Genomic DNA, 20728 nt, shown 5'->3' with positions numbered 1-20728 from the left:
GCTCCAGCGCTCATACAGCCTAACAATGCGTCGTGCTGTTCGGCACGACGCCCTGCTAATTTCCCATTAAATTCGCGTTATCAGGCCATTGCCACGCAAACGCCTCCATCAGCGCTTGCCACTGGTTGTCAATCGGCGCCGTCACCGTTAGAAACTCACCAGACACAGGGTGTTCAAAACACATCTGGCTTGCGTGCAACAGTAAACGATGACAATCAAAGTGGTGACGAAAAACCCGGTTATGCCGTCCATCGCCGTGGGTAGTGTCGCCAATAATCGGATGACTAAGATGATGCATATGTCGACGCAACTGATGTTTGCGACCGGTATGCGGCTGCATGGCGACTAAACTATACCGGCTGGTCGCATAACGCCCCGTCGCGATCGGTAACTCTATTTTCGCTAATGGCTGATAGTCGGTGATCGCCGACTTGGCTTCCGGCGCCTGGCTGGCATGCTTATCAGCAATCTTGTCTTGTTCTTCCACCAGCGGATAATCAAGCTGGCCGGCGTCTGTTATCCAGCCTCGGACGATGGCATGGTAGCCCTTTTTAATCTGGTTGTTGGCAAACTGTGGCATCATTGCCGCGGCAACGTCACTGGAAAGGGCAAACACCAAGACACCAGAGGTGGGTTTATCAAGCCGGTGGAGTGGATAGACATGTTGGCCAATTTGATCCCGTAACGTTTGCATCACAAAACGGGTCTCACCTTTATCCAACCAAGAGCGATGAACCAGCATACCGGCAGGTTTATTGACCACCACCAAGTGATCGTCTTGATATAAAATACTAAGCGGCAGGTCTGTCATTGATCGGTAAACAAACTATCAATCCGCACAACCACAGCGACCACCTCACGATGTCCCGCTTGCTCTTTCATTGCTTCTTCCACATAAGGTGAAATTTCAAAGTTACGCGGTAAAGTCTGCCCAGCATCAATCAGTGCACGCATCTTAGGTACAAAAATCCATTGCAGCCATTCGTGGCATGCCAAGGTATCGACAGCAAAAGGCTCAGTGCTCGCGAGACGCTCAGCCGACGGTGGCGTCGTTTGCCATAGCGCGTGATCATTTAGCACTTGCTCCAACTCATCAAGAAGTTGGATACATTGAAAGTGAAGACTCATTGATACCCTCATCACTTAGTGTTTATGGAAACCGCGAAGCATACCATGATCAAGCCAAAGACAACACGCACAAGGCAAGCATCAGCTGGGTGAAAACTGATATACTCCCGCCCATCAAGCGAAAACAGCGAGCGGATACCATGGAATCTTTTCACGCGCTGAGCACCCTTTTTGATCATGCCCAGTGTCAGTTTAGCGTCTACGACTTAGGCCGACGTGTTTGCCTTCTCGACGATGCCGAGTTTCGTGCCGTTGAGGCGAACCAACAACCTTACCCTTACCCTCTGCGCCATCATGCGCATATGGCTGTCGCGTTCTGGCCAAAGGGCGGCGCACCTTGGGTATGGTTTTTGAAAATGCCACTGGATGAGCGAGGGCTACTTAGTCACACCGCGATGGGTGACTTTCTGCAATATGTCAGTGCGGCCATGGGGGAGAATTTAAGCGCAACGCCGAACAAAGCGCAGCGTGAGAAGCTGGCTAACAACCCTTACACCTTCACCCCAACAGATGACAAGATGGCGATGTTTCATGCTTCGCTCACCTACTCGCTCGGTCGTCCCGCGAGCCAATATTACGAACAAGCTCAACACTATTTAAACGGTGAACTCGGCTGGGATAACTGGCAAGGCGTTGGCCTACAAGGCTTGGCAGATATTTGCGTGCGTATGCACGAGCAAAATAATGCCACGCGAGTAAGAAAAGCGATCGCCAATATGCCAACCACGCCGCAATATGCATTGCTGGGGTGCTTGGAGCACTGCACCTTGAGCGACAAGCTTGCTGCCACCTTGCGCACGCTATTTAGCGATTTGTGTGAGAGCCAAGAAGTCGACCTCTTTTTCGTTAGCGCATTATTGCGCGCCCATGCGGGTGCACCAAAAGCACAGCGCGATCAATTGATCCGTGCCGTATTAGCTAAACGCGCACTCCACCATCAAGAGATCTTTGTCGCCATCGCGGGGCGGTGCTGGGATGGATTAACCGATGATGCTGTATTGGATGCCTTTTTAATTGCGATTGCCGACCAACATGACCCGGCGCTATTCCAACAAATCTATGCCGATCTGGTGATGATGCCTGATCTTCGCGGTGCATTATTAAGCCGCTTGCATGGCAATACCTCTCCGGCACTGACTCAGGCGATGGCTCGTCTGCAATCGGCAGTGAAGCAACCCCATCATGATCACTGATCTTGTTACCCTGTTACTCGTCTTTGTCGTCGCGATGCTGTTTTGGCAACAGCGGCGGCAAAGCGAGCACGCGCATCGATACATTCAGCATTATTGCCAACATATGGGGCTTCAGGTGTTATCCATTGCGCGCGGTAAGCATCGGCTCACACACACCGATCAGGGCTGGCGCTGGGTAACACATTACTGGTTTGAATTTTCATCGACCGGGCAAGATAGCTATACCGGCCATGCGCAGTTGCGAGGATTTCGCTTAAAAAGCATCGACACGCCGGTCCATACCATGCCTGTACAATAAGGCCCATACCCACACAATCGCGCCATATTCGCGCAAATGGATAAGCTGTACTAGAGTAACAGTATGATGCACACGTCGCGCGACACGCGAGTAGTACGTGACAGGGAGTCACCGGAAAAGATGGGGTAACCGCTCATGTTTACCGGCTACAAAAAGGAAGGGCGCAGCTTGCGCCGCGCCCGAGAGTTTTACTTGCAGCTATCCTGCTACTAAAAGGTGCTCCCTGCATCATTCCTTGATCAGTCGCCGATTCCTTCAGCGTCGTTCCATGTCTCTCCGTCTTGGAGGTGTCCTTTCGTCATCCTGACAAACCGAAATTCCCGTTTTCGATAAGCTCTCCATCCTGGAGGTGTCCATGACTTCGTCCTGAAGTATTCCTTAAGCCCCCATCCTGGGTTGTCCTAAGTCTTCCTGACGTACAAGCTTCCTGCCTGTAGAGAACGGTTCCATCCGATGTCCTTCTGCAATCCTTGCCAGCGCTTCATCCTGAAGTACTGCCTCATCCTGAGGTACCGAGTCCGTGGTGATTCCTGTTCCCTGTGTCAGTTCCCTTCCGACACCGATAAGATTACGCGACTGAGCCTTTGGCACAAGACATCACAACGTGCGCGATGTCTCAATTTTATCCCAATCATATAAAACAAAACATAAGCCATTGTTTTTATTTAACAAAAAGCCAGACCCTTCTCGTTTAACCCGGTACGATTCTGCTTTTCTCCCACGCCTTTGTAAGAGATATCTCACAAGCGAACCAGCATTTTGTCCCTACCAGAGTACAAGGCAAGCTGTCTAGAGGATTGCTATAGTCAAATAATGGATGCATAGACTAGGTTTGAGGAGCGACAATGGAAACTTTCCAGCACGATTTAACGCACTTGTTTGAGCAATTAGGCCTAGCAAGCGATCAGCAGGCCATCGAGCATTTCTTAACAAGCCATTGTCTGGTCGATGGTCAATCTTTGGTAGATGCGCCGTTTTGGAACACCGCCCAACGGACTTTTATCCATGAAGCGTTACAAGAGGATGCCGATTGGGCCGAACAAGTCGACACCCTTGATGCTTTGTTGAGAAAATCTTAGATTACGACGAGGTCAGCGCGGCAGCGAGTTAGCCAAGCGCACGTATTAATGAGATTGAGAATCACGATGAGTTATCAAGCGGCACTAGAACGCGCAATCCACACCTTGGTCCAAAAAGGGCAATCAGTCACCGTGGCAAAGCTGAAAGCACAGCTTGATACCCCGGTGCCGTTGCCCCTGATTATTCAAGCGGTAAAAAGTGCCAAATCTAATTCACCGTTACCCGACATGGCCGAGGAGGAGACTGCTCCTTCAGAGGCAATGCGAATTGCGGCGCTCGAGCAGCAAGTCTCCCAACTGACGGCTCGTCTGAGCGAATTGGAAGAGCGCTTAAGTGAGCTTGAAGTCCCACGAAAGGTTTGAGACCAAACGGCAAGCCTCGCACTTGAACAGGAAAATATCGTGCAGTGGTGTTTCCAATCGCCACTGTCCACCACATTTAGGACAAGGGCGCGCTAACTCACTGTCCTTATCTTTACCACCGACACGGTATTGATAGTAATACGTGGGTATACCCGTGAGGTATTCAATCCGTCCACGCAAATCCCAGCCACGTTGGAACAATCGAGTTTGCGGGTTTTCTAGCTCGTTAAGCCCGGCAAACTCCGCATCACTGGCACCTGCCATCTGCAATTCATCACACGCTTGCCATTCCGTTTGCCACTTGATCACAGATTTGTGGTCACCATTAAAGGTCGCGGGTAAGCGATATAAAGGAATCGGCAGCAAGGTATCACCACACCGTAACGGTGAGCAGGTGTGGACAAACGTGGTATATAACACCTGCCAACTCGGTGTCGTACTTGGCGCCGCTTGTTCGGAGTTAAGGTCTCGACCTAAAAGACGCACCTTAGGCTGAGTCAGACACGCCTCGGACAGTTGATTCAATGCTCGCTTGACTTGAGGGCTATTAAACTTTGGCTGCAACGCACCTTCATCCGGACAAACAACCCGAAGCTGAAACTGCCCTTCTTGCATCAGTATCGGGAATTCACGCCCCAACACCTGACCGTTGTAACGCAACGCATCCATCAAGCCATTAATCGCGCGGTCAACCGCGCTCACCGTTGTATTGTCGAAGCACTCGAAGGTTAGCTCGGTAAGGATCATGATACATCAACCTCTAACGCCTCAATGAATTGCTCAACATCGTCCGCCAACACCTCTCGCGATCCTTTATTGAGTACTTCTTTCACCACTTGGCCCGTGACATTATCAATAGCAATAATCGTCATTTCATCATCAGTGGTCGCAATAAAGACACTCGGGGAGTATTTACGCTGGCGCTGCATCATTAAATGCCCAAGAATATTTTCTTGTAAGCGGGCCAAGTCATCTTCACTCCACACTTGCAGTAAATTGAAGCGCTCACCGCCAAAGTGCACCGGCAAATCTGCGCAGTACATAAAGTTATAAAAGTCTTTAATGTCGCTGTGCAGACGTAACTCAATCGCGTGCTCCACGTTGGTGAAGTCTGCCAAAGTATCACGCTGAACCGGTTGCCATTGTACTTGGTGGGCATTTTCGCTCTCGACACACGGTGACGCTAAGCCTAAATACGCCTCCGTGCACGGCAAGCACTGCTGCACCTTTCGCCATTTGGCAACATATTTCTGGGCTAGCGCCCAAAGGGCGTTATGTAATGTGTTCTCCATTAGCAACCTATAGCAAGATTCAGTAAACTTTACCCATTCTACTTGAATCGATGGCAAATCCGTATGAGCAATTACCAAGATGCCGATGCCCTAGCCGGTCTGTCGCTAGGCCAACACACTGACTACCCGACGCAATACGACCCGTCACAGCTACGCGCCGTCCCGCGTGAGCTGAATCGTCAAGCCATTGGCCTGAGCAATGAGACTGTGCCCTTTACCGGCTATGACACCTGGACACTTTATGAGCTGTCTTGGTTAAACCAAAACGGCCTTCCGCAAGTGGCCATCGGTGAGGTACGCCTACCCGCTTCTAGCCCAAACTTGATTGAGTCTAAATCGTTTAAACTGTATTTAAACAGCCTCAATCAAACCCGCTTCGAGAGCTGGCAAAAAGTCGCCGATGCACTTCAGAAGGATTTGTCTGCCTGTGCAGGCGAAGAGGTGGATGTGACCCTCTCGCCACTGAGTGAACTGGAAGGCGAAACCATTGCTGGAATGGCCGGTGAGTGCATCGATCATCAAGATATCAGTATTGATGATTATACTTTTAACCCTGATTGGCTCGATGGCGCCGCGCAAGGGGCGATTGTGTCAGAAACGCTGCACAGCCACTTGCTAAAATCCAATTGCCTGATCACCAACCAGCCTGATTGGGGATCGGTGCGCATTGCCTATAAAGGGAAAAAAATTAACCGCGAGAAGCTACTGCGTTATCTAGTGTCCTTCCGTGAACACAACGAATTCCACGAACAATGTGTGGAACGTATTTTCATGGACATCATGCGTTTTTGTCAGCCAGAAAAGCTCACGGTTTACGCGCGTTATACACGTCGTGGCGGACTCGACATCAACCCTTATCGCACCAACATGGGTAAAACGCCGAGCGAAAATAACCGACTCGCCCGTCAATAACTATGATTCAGCGACGTCTCGTTGCGGCCTATGTGCCGCAACGTTGAGTCAGCGCGCAGACATGGCTGTCTCAAACTGGCAGCCTTCATTTTTGTTCAGACGCATTTTTGAGGATAGCGCATGCGCTTTAGCCGCCCCTTCCTAGGCCTGCTCTTATGGTTAACGTCGTCCATGGCGTTGGCTTCTATCCATTCCTCGCCTGTACTAACCAATGCAGAAGAATTGTTAGCCACCGCGCCTGAGCAATCGTTAGAGATCAGTAACCGTTTCTTAGCGCAGCGACGACTCACTACGGGTGCAAACCGCTCTCACGTCAATAACGATACCGATCGCTCAATTCGCACCCCCTTGCATACGGTGTACGCCTATTTGATCAGTGCTCGTGCTTACGCACACCTTGAGCAACCGCTAGAAGCCAAAGCGGCATTACAAAAAGCCTATCAAGTCGTCGAAGAGCACGAGCTCAAACACACACTGGTGCAAGTGATGCTGACCGAAGCGTCCCTCACTTGGCATTTAGTCGGCGATGATAAACAGGCATTGCATAAACTGGATGAAGTCGATGCGGCATTGAATGCACTTCCTGATAACAGTCTCAATATCCACGACGTGCGTTTTAACAGCGCCTTGTTGCGCGCCAATATTCTCGCCGCCACGGCAGACAGTGAAACAGCGCTCATCGCGTATGAACGTGCACGCAGCCAATTATCCACGCACCCGGAAAACCTACGTGATAAAGTCGAGTTTCAACTCTCATTGGGGGCTTTCCTACTCGATGAAAAACAGCATGAAAGCGCATTGACCGAGTTGCTTAGTGCATTTTGGATAGCCAGTGAAAATGAGTACACTGCGCTCATCGCTCGCGCTAACATGCAACTTGCGCAACTGTACTTTCAGCAAGGCGTGCTCAAACAAGCCCTCGAGCACGCGAACCAAGCAGCAGCGTTTTTTGAACACTTTTCACTGAGCCGTCAGCTTTCCGCTTCTCAGCGTTTATTGGCCGCGATTTACGAACAACAAGCGCGTTATAACTTTGCGTTAGTGCATTACTTTAACGCGCTTGAAATTGAGCAAAACCTGTCCAGACCTAAGCCTCTGGCCGAGGTCCACTTTGCCATTGCAAGAACCTATTTCGAGTTATCTCACTACCCATTAAGCGACCGCTATATTCAAGATACGTTACGTTTAGCCGGTGCAATGCCCAACTCGCAGCTCACAACCCAAGCAATCCTGTTGCAAGGGCAAATTCATTTAGCCCTGTCTAAACCCAAACTGGCCGAAAAAGAAATCCAAACTGCGCTGGAACAGGCCCAAGCCCAGCAAGACCTCGCCACCGTCACGCGAGCTTATCAGGCTTTATCCGCGGCGTTGGAAGCTCAGGGGCAGTATCAACAGGCACTCGCCATGCAACGCGAGTACGAACGCTTACGCGCCCGTCAAACCGAAACCGAGCAACAAAGCCAAGCCGATACGTTCAAACAACAGCAACGTGTGGTCGAGCGCCAATTACAAATGGACGAACTACAGCGTCAACTCGATGGCGCGCGTCAAGAGCAGATCCATTTGCAAAAAGTTAACTATTTCTTGCTCGGTAGCCTTGGTGTGCTGTTGGTCATCGTCTATTTGCGCCACCGAGCCGCCGTGATGCGCCAAATCGAGCTTGAGCAATTGCGTGACGATTTTTATGCCCACCCTCGAACTGGGCTACGCAACCTACGGATGCTCAATGCCAAGCTGCCCCGTTCGTTAGAAAAAAGTAATGCCAATTTTGAGCAATGGTACTTAAACGACATGATCCACCAGCCACTCAGTGACCGGCTGCGGTTCGCAATGTTTGATGTTGCCTTTTTAAAGGATTTATTTTTGCACCATGGCTATCAATATGCGCAGGATATCGAACGTCAGCTGGGTGAATACCTCTCCGATAAAGTCACGGGAACCGGTCGCCTATACCACTTTTCCGATGCCCTATTTATTTATATTGAAACCAACTGGGAAGAAGATGCCCAACCCGACGCCCTTGCCCATTTTGTTCAATCTTTGATTGAAGATTTTGTCGCACATTATCATCAGCAACCCGACGACAGTGATCAGGATGATACGCTATCAGCAAATATCAGACTCTCAACTCAGGTTTGTGTCGGGCTGGCTGAGTACCCTTTCTTGCCGCGAGCGTATACCTCGATCAACGATCAGGAATTGATTGAAATTCTCCTCACGGCCACCAATAAGGCATGCGAGCTCGCGGAGCAAAGTGGTGATAGCCATTGGGTACATTTAAGCGCCATTGATACCGCGCCTGCCGCCAGCTTCGTCAATACCAACTTACGACATGCCTGCCTACGCGGTATTGACTCCGGATTAGTGAAGGTTAAAACGTCAGCGAACACATCAATTAACTGGCAGACGGATCACGAATCTGATAAAAAGCGAGGGTTAATTATTGATGATCGAAGCAATAAGTCGGTATAGCTAGAGACGTTTGGCTGGCGAACCCCGCCGCCTGTTGCGTCATCGCAAATGTTGTCAGGTGTATCCCCGAGAAATGAATAAGTCCAATCCACAGCTGGTAACGGCAGGCACCGCGTCTGCGGTCCAAGAAGATACGCCATACGCGTATCGGGACTTGGCCTTAAAATCACGTCGTGAGATCCATATTCTCAAGCGCTTGGTGACTCGCTTTGTCGCAACCTGTACCGGAAAAAGCTCGCTACTCGATAAAAAGTTGGCTGAATTCCGTGAGCTGTTACATGTTACGCAGGATGTCAGCCCTCTGATCCCGCGTTTAGCAATTATAGAACGCATGGTGGGTCAGCACGATATGACACAAAAGAAAGTCGAGTCGCATCTTAGTGCGCAGTTTCATGCCAGTGGCGAAACACTAAAGCGCGTACCCGGCTTACCGGCACAACTGAAGCGCGATTTGCGCGATCTTTTATCTCAGCCGGCGGACGATCAAACCACCCGCACACAGCAGTTGGTCAAGTTACTCCAACTGTATGAGCGCGCTGTCACTTTGCAAGCGGTACGTCCCAGCGCTCGACACTCGGAGACCACCCTCGAACAGGATCAAATTCGCCGTGTTGCCGACGAATTGCAAAACCTAATCACTGAACTTGATCTCGACGGAGAAGCGGGCCAACGCTTGCTCGATATTCGTCAACAGCTACTCGAAGCACTCTCGCCTGCGACCATCATTGCACTCACATTAGAATCGCTCAAGCTCATCCTAGAGGCGACACACGCCGAGCGGCGGGCCTCGCAAGCATTTTTGGCGCAAGTGAATGATAACCTGATTGCGATCAGCCAACAAAATACCCGCGCCTACGACCATGCCCATAGCCTGCGCCAAGACCACCAGCGTATTGATACCTTGCTGGGCGGCACTATCGCTAACATTGAACGCGATCTGAGTGCACCTAGCGCCGATGCCACTGCACTGAGTCGCTCGTTAGCGCATGCGCTGGCCGATCTCAAAGCGCTCGCCGACGAGAATGAAGCACTAAAAAATCGCGAGCAGTCTTTGGTTGAGCAATTGGCGCACAATCAGAACCAACTGAACGCGGTTGCCGAGCAAACCATGGATCAAAGACGCCGCTTGGGCGACCAAGAGCGTAAGCTGTTACTCGATCCGCTCACCCGTGTATACAACCGCGCAGCGTTGCACGACCGTCTAGAGCATGAATACCGTCTATGGCGCAAATATCAGCATGATTTCTGTCTCGCGGTGATCGACATCGATCATTTCAAAGAGGTGAATGTCCAATTCGGTCACCTTGTTGGCGATAAAGCCCTCAAGATTATCGCGCGCAGTATTTATCAGTGTCTGCGTGATACCGACTTTATCGCTCGCTTTGGCGGCGAAGAGTTTGTGGTCTTACTGCCTGATGCGGATGAAACCACCCGAACCGACATTTTGGCGAATGTGAGTCATACCATTCGTCAGTTGCCACTGAAATTCAAAAATCAGCGCGTCTCTATTACAGCATCGATTGGTGCCACGCTCTTCTCCGGCTCAGACACCCCAACGCATGTGCTTGAGCGTGCCGACCAAGCCCTATATCAAGCGAAAAACGCCGGTCGCAACCAAATCATTTGGTGTTAATTTTTTCTGGTCAATCTGCCAACCTGTGTGTATTTTTAATTAACACACTGATTTTTATAGCACCACTCTGCCCTTCCTAATTTGTCTTCAAGAGGTTGTCGCTATGATCACACACATTAGCCCTATCGGCACCATGGACCTGCTTTCACAAATTGAGGTCGATCGTCTTAAAGCGAGTGCAAGCAGCGACTTATATCGCCTTTATCGAAATTGTTCACTCGCCGTTCTGAACTCAGGCAGCCACACCGACAGCTCCAAAGCCTTGTTGGAGAAACATACCAACTTTGAGATCCGCGTATTGCGTCGAGAGCGGGGGATAAAACTAGAGCTGGTGAACCCACCCGACCATGCATTTGTCGATGGCAAAATTATTCTCGGTATTCAAGAACATATGTTTTCCGTCCTGCGCGATATTATCCATGTCAATGTTCAACTCGAGCACAGCCCGACCCTTAACCTTACCAGCTCACCCCATATCACCAACCTGATATTCGGCATTTTACGTAACGCAAAAACACTGCGGCCGCGGGTCGATCCTAATCTCGTGGTCTGCTGGGGCGGCCACTCAATCAATGACATTGAGTACCAATACACCCGAGAGGTTGGTCATGAGCTGGGGTTACGTGAACTCGACATCTGCACAGGATGTGGCCCCGGCGCAATGGAGGGGCCAATGAAAGGCGCCGCGATTGGACACGCGAAACAGCGTATCTACGATAGTCGCTTCATCGGTCTCACCGAGCCATCTATTATTGCCGCGGAGCCACCGAACCCCATGGTCAACGAGCTAGTGATCATGCCTGACATCGAAAAACGCCTTGAAGCTTTTGTCCGTATCGCCCACGGCATTATTATCTTCCCTGGCGGGGCAGGGACCGCAGAAGAACTGCTCTACATTCTCGGTATCATGATGCACCCAGAGAACCGTGAACAACCACTACCCATTGTGCTAACTGGGCCAAAAGAAAGCGAAGACTATTTCCGCAATATCGACACCTTCATTCGCGAAGTCCTTGGCGACCAAGCATCCCAGTTTTATGAAATCGTGATTGACGATCCGGCCAAAGCCGCGCGTTTAATGAAAAATGCGATGCCGGCGGTAAAAGAACACCGTAAAGCCACTGGAGATGCATATTCCTACAACTGGTCACTCAAAATCGAGCCAGAATTCCAACTGCCTTTTGCACCGACCCATGACAACATGGCGAACCTGAATCTACATATGAATCAACGCCCTGAACTACTGGCATCGGCATTACGCCAAGCGTTTTCAGGCATTGTGGCAGGTAACGTTAAAGATGAGGGGATCCGCAATATCGAGCAACATGGCCCGTTTAAAATTGACGGCGATAAAGTGCTGATGGCGAAAATGGATAAGCTGCTGCAAAGCTTTGTCGATCAACAACGAATGAAATTGCCGGGCACTGAGTATGTGCCTTGCTATCAAATCGTCTCTTAATCCCATCGGGCGGCTTTGCCCACCCGTGTAAACTGGTACAATGGGCAGCATGCTGCTCATTGTTACCGGTTAAGTCTATGTCCAAGCTTCACGTTGTTATCATTGATGCCATGAACCTGATCCGTCGCGTTCATGCCGCCCAGCCCGACACTCATACCCTTGAGGCAACCACACAGACCTGCCTGAAAACACTGGATAAAATCATCAGTCACAGTGAGCCCAGCCATATCGTTGCCGTTTTCGATCATACCGGCCAAGATCGAGGTTGGCGTGCCGATATTCTGCCTGAGTACAAACAGGGCCGGAAACCCATGCCCTCCGACCTCGAACAAGGGTTGGATACTATTCAAGATGCATTTTGGCAGCGTGGTGTAGACTCCTTGCTCTCACAAGGGGATGAAGCCGATGACATGATCGCAACGCTCGCATTAAAAGTCGCGGCTCATCGCGAGCAAGTCACCATTGTTTCCACCGATAAAGGCTATTGCCAACTCTTACAGCCCACATTGCGGGTGCGAGATTATTTCCAGCATCGCTGGCTTGATTTAGCATTTGTGGAAAAGAGTTTTGGCGTTCGCCCTGAACAGTTGTGTGATTTTTGGGGGCTCGCCGGCATCAGCAGCAGTGAGATCAGCGGCGTACCGAGTATTGGCCCGAAAAGCGCAGCCAGTTTACTGTCCCAGTACGGTGATCTGGACGCCATACTCTCGGCTAACGATCTGGCTGATAAGTGGGCGAAGAAGTTAGATGGTCACCACGATCTCGCACGCAAATGTAAGGCCGTGGCACAACTAAAAACGGATATCCCACTGGGTTTTAACCTACAGGATATCCGCTTTCAACCGACCACAGTCAGTGCCTAACCATTCAACGAGTGTTGACGTTTTACACGACGCAAGTACACGGTGATTTCTTCACGATCGTGATAAAGGTGTTTCGCCTTCATCTCGTAGGGAATGTTGTGCTGCTTTAAAAACTCACCCAAGGTGTCGAGGTTATAAGAAACCTGCTCATATCGACGGCTCATGGGGAGCTTCAAGTTGAACATGGCCTCTTTCGCCCATCCTGCAATCAACCACTCCCCCATGAGTTGAGCGACGCGGGAGGGTTTTTCGATCATGTCACAGACCAACCAAGTCACATTTTTTCTCGTGGGCTCAAACTTAAAGCCATCTTCGGCATGATGGAATACTTGGCCAGTTTCCATCAAGCTTTCATCCATCGCGCCGTTATCAACCGCATGCACAAACATCGAACGCTTCACTAACTGGTAAGTCCACCCGCCGGGACAAGCCCCCAAGTCGACCGCCCATAATCCGGGCGCGAGTCGCGTATCCCACTCCTCTTTAGGAATAAAGTGATGGAACGCTTCTTCTAACTTTAAGGTCGAGCGACTCGGCGCATCGGCAGGAAATTTCATGCGCGGGATGCCCATGTAATGCGTTGAGTTATTGGTGGTCAATGAGTAACCCACAAAGCATGTCCCCGGCGCGATAAAGCAAAGATGAATAACCGGCTTTTTAGGATTGTCTTTTGCTAACATCACGCCCTGCTTTCGCAGTGCCTGACGCAATGGAACGGTGAACTTACGACAAAACTTCAATAAGGCTTTCGCCTCGTCATTATCCGGCGTCTCCACCCGTAAGTCTCCCGCTTTGGGCAGTGCATCCGCAACAGCCAAAATCGGAGAAATTCGGTCGTCCGGATCCAGATCAGAGAGCGATGCGGTCACCGCAATCATTTGCCGGGCAAAGATCAGGGAATCGAGCGGCAGATCACGGACAATCTGCTCAGCCTCACCGTCTTGGTAGCATTCAAACAGCACATAGGCGCTGTTGTTAATCACTCGCGGAAATCCGTAAATACCCATCTCAGTGGTTTTTTGTTGAATTTCCGCCGCACAGTCTTTTTCAAACCCTGCACGACAGTAAAGCAAAACCTGATTCATGACTTCCTCTGGTTTGGGTCACCGTCACGATTACCGTGACAAAAAACAAGCTGCGCATTATATATGCCAAACGGTTAGGAAAGAAATGCCAACCCTGATGATTTTGGTTTACTGGCGACCCGCGCGCCATGCTCCAAACGCCAATGCGCCCCAGCCGACTAAAAAGCTTAGCCCACCGAGCGGGGTGACAGGCCCGAGCCAAGTCATGTGTGTCAATGCCAAAAGATACAAGCTGCCACTAAAACAGAGTATCCCGACCCACCATGCGATACCCGTTGTAACTACACAGCGCTCAGGCAGTTGAGGCGTAACCGCCCCAAGACACAACAACGCCAAACTGTGCCACATTTGATAATTGACGCCGGATTTAAAAATCGCGAGCTCATAGTCGTTGAGTGTCGCTTTCAAGCCATGTGCGGCAAATGCGCCGAGCGCCACTGCTAATCCGGCACCGAGCGCCCCTGAGATAATCCAATGCTGACGCCCCATCAATTTGCTCCTTGTTGGTGAATAAACTGGCACAGATGCGAAACGGCGGTTTGGCGATTTTGCATCTCTGTCAGTCCCGAGGCTTTGCGAGGTTTAAAGCTATGATCCCCATCGGGCAAGAACGCGACCTCGACACTGGGCGATAGTGAATAACTCACCACCTCTTCTTGGCGGCCAAAGGTGTCTCGCTCACCTTGCAAAATCAATACAGGACGAGTGACTGACGCTAAATGTTCGCCCTTGTATTTTTCAGGTTTGCCCGGCGGATGAAATGGAAAGCCCAGACAGATCACACCTGAAACACTTGGATTTTCGGTTAAATGACTGGCCATTCTGCCCCCCATCGATTTACCGGCCAGCCATAAACGGCTGGTCGCAGGACGCAGACCATTCACCTGCTCAATCACAGCTTCAAAACAGCTCAGCAGAGCAGACGCACGGTCTGGCGGGCGTTTTTTACCATCGACTTTTCGCTTATCCATGTAAGGGAAATTAAACCGTACCACACAAGTATGCTCGCTCAATCGTGCTGCCATATCGGCCATAAATTCATGATCTTTGTCCGCGCCCGCACCGTGAGCAAAAATAATCCAATCCGTTGCTGTCTGCTCACCATCAATCAAAAGTTCTGTCATAAATTCATCTTCTCCTGCTCTTTCGCAGCCGTTTCTAGCATCCACTCTCGAAATGCCGCAATCCGACCGGTTTCCGCATCACGCTGTTGGCTAACCAAGTAAAAGCCATTGTCACTTTTGAGCACTTGTTCAAAGGGATGCACAAGTCGTCCCGAAGCCAATTCAGGTTGGGATAACACATTATTACCTAGTGCGACACCTTGGCCGTGGGCTGCCGCTTGTAACACCATGGAAGAGTGGCTAAAGATAGGCCCATGTTCCAAATTGATATCCGTCAGTTGATGCGCCTTCGCAAATGCTTTCCACTCTTTGCGTGAGCGGTCATGCAGTAGCACATGGTGTTTGAGATCATCAGGACAAGTCAGCGGCTTACCGGACTCTAGTAGCAAAGGTGAGCAAACCGGCAGTAGGCACTCTTGGTATAAAAGATCGCAACGTAGCCCCGACCAATTCCCTCGGCCGTAGTAAATAGCCACATCCACATCATCCGTCAGTGATCCGTCTTCCAAATCAACTGCTTTTATCCGAACATCAATATCGGGATGCGCTTTGTTGAAATCAGCTAAACGCGGTACTAGCCATTGAATAGCAAAACTCGGCGGAAGACTAATGGTGAGCGCCCCTTTCGCACTTCGCTCCAATACTTTATCAGTCGCATAGGAAAGCTCGGAAAAAATATCTTTAATATCAAGAAAGTAACTCTGGCCTTCTTCGGTTAGCAGCAAAGATCGGTTGCGACGCCGAAAGAGCTTAAGGCCAAGGAACTCTTCCAGCGCTTTGATTTGGTGGCTAACTGCAGCCTGAGTCACAAAAAGCTCTTCGGCAGCCCGTGTAAAGCTTAAATGTCGCGCTGCGGCCTCAAACACTCGAAGCGCGTTCAGCGGTGGGAGACGCCTTGCCATAAACAGCTCACCTCTAGTTATTAGTTTTTCTAATCGTTGGCATTATAAATTGTCGATTGCTGATATACCAGCAACCTCCTATAGTGCACCCCGCATCCACAAGTGACGTCTCTCTATTTAAGACTGTTTCCGTGGTTGCGATGTTGTGTTTGCATTTGTCTAACACTGGTTAGACAGGTAGTCGTATCTACCACTTTTAACTTCCTGTATTTTGACATTGTCTGTCATTACATATTTGTTGGCACTGAGCTTTGCTCAGTGCTTTTTTTTGTCTGTTTGATAACGCCTATCCGCGCGATACGCCCTCTGAGCGATAAAGTTACTTGAGTTCCAGCCAAGAGATAGGGATCATAAGCAAGATTCAGTTTGGACAGCTCGTACTATGACGCAACATTTCGATATTCACGCACTACGCGCCCAATTTCCTGCCTGCGAAAATCCGGACTGGGTGTACCTCGACAGTGCCGCAACAGCACAAAAGCCCCGAGCGGTGATTGATGCCATCAGTGATTTTTATGCGTCGCCGTTAGCCAATGTGCATCGCGGCCAGCATCAAGCGTCACTCACTGCGACCGAGAAGTTCGAACAAGCGCGTCGGGATGTGGCGGCATTTATTGATGCTAAACCCAACGAGATCATCTGGACCCGAGGGGCTACCGAGTCGATCAATTTATTGGCTTACAGCCTGAGCCAACATTTCACTGCGCAGGATGAAATCTTGGTCAGCGAAATGGAGCACCACGCCAACCTGATTCCATGGCAATTAGTCTGTGAACGCACTGGCGCGACCTTAGTCAAAATCCCCTGCTGTCCACACACCGGTCAGCTCGATTTACATGCGTACCAACAAGCACTGAATACTCACACTCGGATTGTTGCCGTCAGCCATGTCAGCAATGTCACGGGTACCCGCCATCCTATCGAAAAGATGACCGCCATGGCGCATCGTTATGGTGCAATTGTGATCGTTGATGGTGCACAAGGTGTGATTCATGACCCCATCAGCATGGCCGAGCTTGATGCAGACTTTTACGTGTTTTCCGGCCACAAACTATACGGGCCAACCGGGATTGGCGTACTTTATGGCAAACAAGATAGCCTCGCCGCACTGCCCGCTTTTCACGGCGGAGGCAAAATGATCACTGACGTAAGCTTTGAGCAGCATACTCTCGCCCCGATCCCTGCTCGCTTTGAGGCCGGCACCCCAAATGCGGCTGGAGCGATTGGACTGGCAGCCGCCATCCAATGGTTAACACAATATGACTTGCGCGCAATAGACGCTCATCTCAGCACCTGTTATCAAGCTCTTGTCGAGGGTTTGAAGCAACGTCCTGCCATTCAGCTTATCTGTCCACAACCGCATAGTACTATGGTGTCTTTCGTGGTGGATGGCGAGCACCACGCGGACATTGCTGAGCTACTCGGCCAACAAAATATCGCGGTGCGTTCGGGCCATCACTGTGCGCATCCGTTTATTAAGGCGCTCAATGTAGAGGGCACAGTCCGTGTATCTTTGGGTGCCTATAATAGCCAAGAAGACATTGACCGCTTCCTGACTGCACTGGATAAAACGTTATATTTACTCGGTGTTTAATCGCTAATTAATAGGATTCACGATGGACTTACCCTCTCACCCATTTGGCAGTGAGCTCGACCAACACACCGTTGCCGAGATGCTGGCACAACACACCAACTGGGAAGACAAATACCGCCAGCTTATTATCTGGGGAAAACGTTTACCGACCTTCACTGACGCGCAAAAACAGGCTGCGAGCCAAGTATCGGGCTGTGAAAGTGATGTGTGGTTTTTGCACCACAAAGACGCGGAAACGCACTACTTTGCCGCCGACTCCAATGCGCGTATTGTAAAAGGACTGCTAGCCGTGGTTCTCGCCTGTGTGAACGGCCAAAACCACGCACAGATCGCTCAGTTGGATTTGAATGCGGTCTTCTCGCAAGCCGGGCTTGCACACCACCTCAGTGAATCACGCACCAATGGCTTGCACGCCATCGTGCAACATATTCATTCCGAGATTAAATAATCAAGCGTAAACAGGCGGATAGCAACAATAAACACAGCAAAAAGCCTGTTTACCCCACCCACTCAATTGCCTAATAATCCATTCATATTTAGCCACTAAGCTATCTTAAGACCACCAAAATGCAATCGATAACATTGCCAATAATTGAGTCGTTATAACTACTAATAATTGATCAAATAAAAAACCAAAAACAAACACATCATTTACATTTGATTTCATTTTTGCGGTTAATCATTGACATAGATCTCGAATAGATAAAAGAACGCGTTTTTACTTTGCGTAATTTCTCAGATTCGTTAGGTTAATTATCGGCGGTCATAAAAGGGTCACACCTTAACGATAGACTGCCCAGCAACAGTGACAGAAGATATTAATCATTATTGGCATAGGTCTTGCTGTTACTCACAGACAATAAGGATGACTGTAATTCTGGCGTGAGTGGTTCCAGATGCGGCTTCAGGCATCTCGTTTAATTTGCTTGTTGTAGTGAATGGAGTCATACATGAAGAAACTGGCATTAGTTACCGGCGCAAAAGGCGGTATTGGTTCAGCGATCACAGAACAATTGGTTCAAGAAGGATACCGCGTGATTGCGACCCACTTCACCGGCGGCCAAAGCTGCGCGCAAGAATGGTTTGAAGAGAAAGGCTTCAATTCAGAGCAAGTGCGCCTTTTTGAACTCGATGTCACCGATACTCAGCAGTGTGCAACACGTATCGCCAAACTGCTTGAAGAAGAAGGCACTGTCGATGTGCTCGTGAATAACGCAGGCATCACGCGCGATAGCGTCTTTAAAAAGATGGATGCCACCCAATGGCATGACGTCATTAATACCAACCTCAATAGCCTCTTTAACGTTACCCAACCTTTGTTCGCCGCGATGTGTGAAAAAGGCGGTGGACGTATCATTAATATTTCATCGGTTAATGGCCAAAAGGGCCAGTTCGGCCAAGCCAACTATGCTGCAGCCAAAGCCGGCATGATGGGCTTCAGTAAGTCACTGGCTGCCGAAGGTGCTCGCGCCGGCGTGACCGTCAACGTGGTGGCCCCTGGCTACACAGCAACGCCTATGGTCACCGCCATGCGTGATGACGTTCTAGAATCCATCACCAATCAAATACCGATGAAACGCCTTGCTAAACCTGAAGAAATCGCCGCGGCTGTGACCTATCTCGCCAGCGATGCAGGTGCTTACATTACAGGTGAAACGCTGTCGGTGAACGGCGGCTTATACATGCAATAAATCAGGGAACGATGATGGAACGCATTTATATCGTAGCAGCAAAACGTACTGCTATTGGCGCCTTTTCAGGCTCGCTAAAAGATATCCCAGCAGGTCAATTGGCCGCTCATGCAATCAAAGGCGCACTACAGGCTGGATCGCTCAGTGGCGACGCTGTCGATGAAGTCATCGTCGGTAATGTGGTCAGTGCAGGACAAGGCATGGGTATTGGCCGTCAAGCCGCCATTTACGCAGACATTCCAGCTAGCGTGCCCGCCTATTCTGTCAATATGGTTTGCGGCAGTGGCATGAAGTCAATTATGGATGCTGTGACGCACATTCGCGCAGGAGACGCACAGGTTGTAGTCGCTGCGGGGGTGGAAAACATGTCACAGATCCCGTTTGCGGCAGCAGGCAATTTACGCACCGGACAAAAGATGGGCAATTTTGCGATGAAAGACTTGCTCATCAATGATGGCCTTACCGATGTGTACAACCAGTATCACATGGGCGTGACAGCCGAAAACGTTGCCAAAGAAGTCGGGATTACCCGTGAGCAACAAGACAGTTTCGCACTAAGCAGTCAGCAAAAAGCGATTGCGGCAATCGAAGCGGGTCATTTCAAGCAAGAAATTGTGCCCATTGAAGTCAAACAACGTAAGCAAACACTCACCTTTGATACCGATGAATATCCAAAGGCTGATGCCACGTTAGAAGGACTCACCAAGCTGCGTCCGGCTTTTGATAAAGAAGGAACGGTCACTGCAGGCAATGCGTCTGGCATCAACGATGGCGCCAGTGCCGTCATTGTTGCCTCTGAGTCTGCCGTCGCCAAACATGGCCTGACACCGCTTGCTGAAATTACTGCTTACGCGCAGCACGGTATTGACCCGAGCATTATGGGGCTTGGTCCAGTTGGTGCGGTCAATGCCGCGCTCGATAAGGCCAACCTGACTATTGACAACATCGATTTGTTTGAGCTGAACGAAGCCTTTGCAGCCCAAGCGCTCGGTGTGGTTCATCAATTAGCACAACACCATCAAATCACTCCGGATGCTTTATTGGAGCGTGCAAACGTGAATGGCGGTGCCATTGCACTCGGCCACCCTCTTGGCGCGTCTGGTAACCGGATTGTGGTCACACTGCTACACGAGCTGACCCGAAGAAGCGCAACCTATGGCGTCGCTTCTTTGTGTATTGGCGGCGGCATGGGTACGGCTTTGGTTATCAAGCGTACACAAGCGTAAATGGACATTTGCGACCTTGGGAACTATCCCAGACAACACTATCAGGAGATACACCATGTACACAGATATGTTTAAAGCGTTTTCTGAGCAATCTGAAAAAGCCTTGGCTCCATACGTTAACTTCAACAAATTGGTAGCCAAAAACGTAGAAACTCTTACCGAGCTGCAAATGAATGCCATGCGCACATACAGCCAGCTAGGTCTCGAGCAAATGAAAGCGGCAAGCGAAGTGAAAGACGTATCAACACTGACGTCATTCAGCAGCCAGCAGCTTTCTGCGCTGACAAAACTGTCTCAGCAAATGATGGATGACAGCACCAAGCTGCAAAACATCGCCAAAGAGTTCAAAGAAGATATCGACAAGTTGACTGCCGAAAACATGAAAACTGGCACCCCAGCATAAGGGCAAGGCCA

The 20728-nt window shown here is 50.1% G+C and carries 22 protein-coding genes; 14 read left to right on the top strand and 8 right to left on the bottom strand.

The window, feature by feature from the left end; genetic code table 11:
* Positions 1–55: 55 nt before the first annotated feature.
* Both truC and N7E60_RS03410 read right to left on the bottom strand, forming a co-directional pair.
* Positions 56–811, bottom strand: coding sequence for a tRNA pseudouridine(65) synthase TruC (gene truC / locus N7E60_RS03415; protein ID WP_269598146.1), 756 nt, complete (start codon positions 809–811; stop codon positions 56–58).
* Complete coding sequence (locus N7E60_RS03410; RefSeq protein WP_269598144.1) at positions 808–1128, bottom strand: YqcC family protein; 321 nt, start codon at positions 1126–1128, stop codon at positions 808–810. Before N7E60_RS03410 ends, truC begins: the two co-directional genes overlap by 4 nt.
* 140 nt (positions 1129–1268) lie before the next feature.
* On the opposite strand from N7E60_RS03410, the gene N7E60_RS03405 reads away from it, so the two are divergent.
* From N7E60_RS03405 to N7E60_RS03390, 4 genes are all read left to right on the top strand, one after another.
* Positions 1269–2321 (top strand): DUF3549 family protein, encoded by a 1053-nt coding sequence (locus N7E60_RS03405; protein WP_269598143.1) that lies wholly within the window; start codon positions 1269–1271, stop codon positions 2319–2321.
* A complete protein-coding gene (locus tag N7E60_RS03400) occupies positions 2311–2619 on the top strand; it encodes a DUF3301 domain-containing protein (RefSeq protein ID WP_069588591.1) in 309 nt (102 codons plus the stop codon). The genes N7E60_RS03405 and N7E60_RS03400 overlap by 11 nt, the downstream gene beginning before the upstream one ends.
* An 845-nt stretch (positions 2620–3464) precedes the next feature.
* Positions 3465–3698 (top strand): DUF2789 domain-containing protein, encoded by a 234-nt coding sequence (locus tag N7E60_RS03395; protein ID WP_096631061.1) that lies wholly within the window; start codon positions 3465–3467, stop codon positions 3696–3698.
* Positions 3699–3764: 66 nt separating this feature from the next.
* Positions 3765–4061, top strand: a complete 297-nt coding sequence (locus tag N7E60_RS03390; protein WP_269598141.1) for a hypothetical protein — start codon at positions 3765–3767, stop codon at positions 4059–4061.
* Here N7E60_RS03390 and N7E60_RS03385 read toward each other — a convergent pair.
* Together N7E60_RS03385 and syd are read right to left on the bottom strand one after the other, a co-directional pair.
* Entirely contained in the window at positions 4029–4808 is a 780-nt protein-coding gene (locus tag N7E60_RS03385; RefSeq protein ID WP_269598140.1) for a Zn-ribbon-containing protein, read from the bottom strand. The genes N7E60_RS03390 and N7E60_RS03385 overlap by 33 nt on opposite strands.
* Positions 4805–5353 (bottom strand): SecY-interacting protein, encoded by a 549-nt coding sequence (gene syd / locus N7E60_RS03380; RefSeq protein WP_269598139.1) that lies wholly within the window; start codon positions 5351–5353, stop codon positions 4805–4807. Before syd ends, N7E60_RS03385 begins: the two co-directional genes overlap by 4 nt.
* 63 nt (positions 5354–5416) lie before the next feature.
* Between syd and queF the strand changes: the two genes are divergently transcribed.
* From queF to xni, 5 genes are all read left to right on the top strand, one after another.
* Complete coding sequence (gene queF / locus N7E60_RS03375) at positions 5417–6265, top strand: NADPH-dependent 7-cyano-7-deazaguanine reductase QueF (RefSeq protein WP_069588581.1); 849 nt, start codon at positions 5417–5419, stop codon at positions 6263–6265.
* 120 nt (positions 6266–6385) lie between these two features.
* The gene (locus N7E60_RS03370; protein WP_077455945.1) at positions 6386–8737 is read left to right on the top strand and encodes a tetratricopeptide repeat protein; all 2352 of its coding nucleotides are present in this window, start codon (positions 6386–6388) and stop codon (positions 8735–8737) included.
* Between the two features lie 73 nt (positions 8738–8810).
* Positions 8811–10370 (top strand): GGDEF domain-containing protein, encoded by a 1560-nt coding sequence (locus tag N7E60_RS03365; protein WP_269598138.1) that lies wholly within the window; start codon positions 8811–8813, stop codon positions 10368–10370.
* Between the two features lie 103 nt (positions 10371–10473).
* Entirely contained in the window at positions 10474–11829 is a 1356-nt protein-coding gene (gene ppnN, locus N7E60_RS03360; RefSeq protein WP_269598137.1) for a nucleotide 5'-monophosphate nucleosidase PpnN, read from the top strand.
* A 77-nt stretch (positions 11830–11906) separates the two neighbouring features.
* Positions 11907–12692, top strand: coding sequence for a flap endonuclease Xni (xni, locus tag N7E60_RS03355; RefSeq protein ID WP_269598136.1), 786 nt, complete (start codon positions 11907–11909; stop codon positions 12690–12692).
* On the opposite strand, the gene rlmM is transcribed toward xni, so the two are convergent.
* The 4 genes from rlmM to N7E60_RS03335 form a co-directional block, all read right to left on the bottom strand.
* Positions 12689–13777, bottom strand: a complete 1089-nt coding sequence (gene rlmM / locus N7E60_RS03350) for a 23S rRNA (cytidine(2498)-2'-O)-methyltransferase RlmM (protein ID WP_269598135.1) — start codon at positions 13775–13777, stop codon at positions 12689–12691. The two genes, xni and rlmM, sit on opposite strands and share 4 nt — an antisense overlap.
* A 108-nt stretch (positions 13778–13885) precedes the next feature.
* Positions 13886–14266, bottom strand: coding sequence for a DUF423 domain-containing protein (locus N7E60_RS03345; RefSeq protein ID WP_269598134.1), 381 nt, complete (start codon positions 14264–14266; stop codon positions 13886–13888).
* On the bottom strand, positions 14266–14901 hold the full coding sequence (locus tag N7E60_RS03340) for an alpha/beta family hydrolase (RefSeq protein ID WP_269598133.1): 636 nt from the start codon (positions 14899–14901) through the stop codon (positions 14266–14268). Before N7E60_RS03340 ends, N7E60_RS03345 begins: the two co-directional genes overlap by 1 nt.
* The gene (locus tag N7E60_RS03335) at positions 14898–15803 is read right to left on the bottom strand and encodes a transcriptional regulator GcvA (protein WP_069588567.1); all 906 of its coding nucleotides are present in this window, start codon (positions 15801–15803) and stop codon (positions 14898–14900) included. Before N7E60_RS03335 ends, N7E60_RS03340 begins: the two co-directional genes overlap by 4 nt.
* Positions 15804–16185: 382 nt before the next feature.
* On the opposite strand from N7E60_RS03335, the gene N7E60_RS03330 reads away from it, so the two are divergent.
* The 5 genes from N7E60_RS03330 to N7E60_RS03310 all read left to right on the top strand — a co-directional run bounded on the left by N7E60_RS03330 (position 16186) and on the right by N7E60_RS03310 (position 20717).
* Entirely contained in the window at positions 16186–17397 is a 1212-nt protein-coding gene (locus N7E60_RS03330) for an aminotransferase class V-fold PLP-dependent enzyme (RefSeq protein ID WP_269598132.1), read from the top strand.
* A 22-nt stretch (positions 17398–17419) separates the two neighbouring features.
* Positions 17420–17845 carry a cysteine desulfurase sulfur acceptor subunit CsdE gene (gene csdE, locus N7E60_RS03325; protein WP_069588564.1) on the top strand — a complete coding sequence of 142 codons (426 nt, stop codon included), beginning with the start codon at positions 17420–17422 and terminating at the stop codon, positions 17843–17845.
* 502 nt (positions 17846–18347) lie between these two features.
* Positions 18348–19088 carry an SDR family oxidoreductase gene (locus tag N7E60_RS03320; RefSeq protein WP_069588562.1) on the top strand — a complete coding sequence of 247 codons (741 nt, stop codon included), beginning with the start codon at positions 18348–18350 and terminating at the stop codon, positions 19086–19088.
* Positions 19089–19102: 14 nt separating this feature from the next.
* A complete protein-coding gene (locus N7E60_RS03315) occupies positions 19103–20314 on the top strand; it encodes an acetyl-CoA C-acetyltransferase (protein ID WP_069588560.1) in 1212 nt (403 codons plus the stop codon).
* Positions 20315–20369: 55 nt separating this feature from the next.
* On the top strand, positions 20370–20717 hold the full coding sequence (locus tag N7E60_RS03310) for a phasin family protein (RefSeq protein WP_069588559.1): 348 nt from the start codon (positions 20370–20372) through the stop codon (positions 20715–20717).
* Positions 20718–20728: the final 11 nt, after the last annotated feature.

The sequence above is a fragment of the Salinivibrio proteolyticus genome (assembly GCF_027286365.1).
In the GTDB taxonomy this organism is placed as follows: domain Bacteria; phylum Pseudomonadota; class Gammaproteobacteria; order Enterobacterales; family Vibrionaceae; genus Salinivibrio; species Salinivibrio proteolyticus.
The sequence above is the reverse complement of the archived record's forward strand: the minus strand, read 5'-3'. Positions and strand labels throughout refer to the sequence as shown.

What these genes read in the sequence shown, in the direction of transcription:
- truC (WP_269598146.1), bottom strand. Translation starts at nt 811, where the DNA reads ATGACAGACCTGCCGCTTAGTATTTTATATCAAGACGATCACTTGGTG.
- N7E60_RS03410 (WP_269598144.1), bottom strand. Translation starts at nt 1,128, where the DNA reads ATGAGTCTTCACTTTCAATGTATCCAACTTCTTGATGAGTTGGAGCAA.
- N7E60_RS03405 (WP_269598143.1), top strand. Translation starts at nt 1,269, where the DNA reads ATGGAATCTTTTCACGCGCTGAGCACCCTTTTTGATCATGCCCAGTGT.
- N7E60_RS03400 (WP_069588591.1), top strand. Translation starts at nt 2,311, where the DNA reads ATGATCACTGATCTTGTTACCCTGTTACTCGTCTTTGTCGTCGCGATG.
- N7E60_RS03395 (WP_096631061.1), top strand. Translation starts at nt 3,465, where the DNA reads ATGGAAACTTTCCAGCACGATTTAACGCACTTGTTTGAGCAATTAGGC.
- N7E60_RS03390 (WP_269598141.1), top strand. Translation starts at nt 3,765, where the DNA reads ATGAGTTATCAAGCGGCACTAGAACGCGCAATCCACACCTTGGTCCAA.
- N7E60_RS03385 (WP_269598140.1), bottom strand. Translation starts at nt 4,808, where the DNA reads ATGATCCTTACCGAGCTAACCTTCGAGTGCTTCGACAATACAACGGTG.
- syd (WP_269598139.1), bottom strand. Translation starts at nt 5,353, where the DNA reads ATGGAGAACACATTACATAACGCCCTTTGGGCGCTAGCCCAGAAATAT.
- queF (WP_069588581.1), top strand. Translation starts at nt 5,417, where the DNA reads ATGAGCAATTACCAAGATGCCGATGCCCTAGCCGGTCTGTCGCTAGGC.
- N7E60_RS03370 (WP_077455945.1), top strand. Translation starts at nt 6,386, where the DNA reads ATGCGCTTTAGCCGCCCCTTCCTAGGCCTGCTCTTATGGTTAACGTCG.
- N7E60_RS03365 (WP_269598138.1), top strand. Translation starts at nt 8,811, where the DNA reads ATGAATAAGTCCAATCCACAGCTGGTAACGGCAGGCACCGCGTCTGCG.
- ppnN (WP_269598137.1), top strand. Translation starts at nt 10,474, where the DNA reads ATGATCACACACATTAGCCCTATCGGCACCATGGACCTGCTTTCACAA.
- xni (WP_269598136.1), top strand. Translation starts at nt 11,907, where the DNA reads ATGTCCAAGCTTCACGTTGTTATCATTGATGCCATGAACCTGATCCGT.
- rlmM (WP_269598135.1), bottom strand. Translation starts at nt 13,777, where the DNA reads ATGAATCAGGTTTTGCTTTACTGTCGTGCAGGGTTTGAAAAAGACTGT.
- N7E60_RS03345 (WP_269598134.1), bottom strand. Translation starts at nt 14,266, where the DNA reads ATGGGGCGTCAGCATTGGATTATCTCAGGGGCGCTCGGTGCCGGATTA.
- N7E60_RS03340 (WP_269598133.1), bottom strand. Translation starts at nt 14,901, where the DNA reads ATGACAGAACTTTTGATTGATGGTGAGCAGACAGCAACGGATTGGATT.
- N7E60_RS03335 (WP_069588567.1), bottom strand. Translation starts at nt 15,803, where the DNA reads ATGGCAAGGCGTCTCCCACCGCTGAACGCGCTTCGAGTGTTTGAGGCC.
- N7E60_RS03330 (WP_269598132.1), top strand. Translation starts at nt 16,186, where the DNA reads ATGACGCAACATTTCGATATTCACGCACTACGCGCCCAATTTCCTGCC.
- csdE (WP_069588564.1), top strand. Translation starts at nt 17,420, where the DNA reads ATGGACTTACCCTCTCACCCATTTGGCAGTGAGCTCGACCAACACACC.
- N7E60_RS03320 (WP_069588562.1), top strand. Translation starts at nt 18,348, where the DNA reads ATGAAGAAACTGGCATTAGTTACCGGCGCAAAAGGCGGTATTGGTTCA.
- N7E60_RS03315 (WP_069588560.1), top strand. Translation starts at nt 19,103, where the DNA reads ATGGAACGCATTTATATCGTAGCAGCAAAACGTACTGCTATTGGCGCC.
- N7E60_RS03310 (WP_069588559.1), top strand. Translation starts at nt 20,370, where the DNA reads ATGTACACAGATATGTTTAAAGCGTTTTCTGAGCAATCTGAAAAAGCC.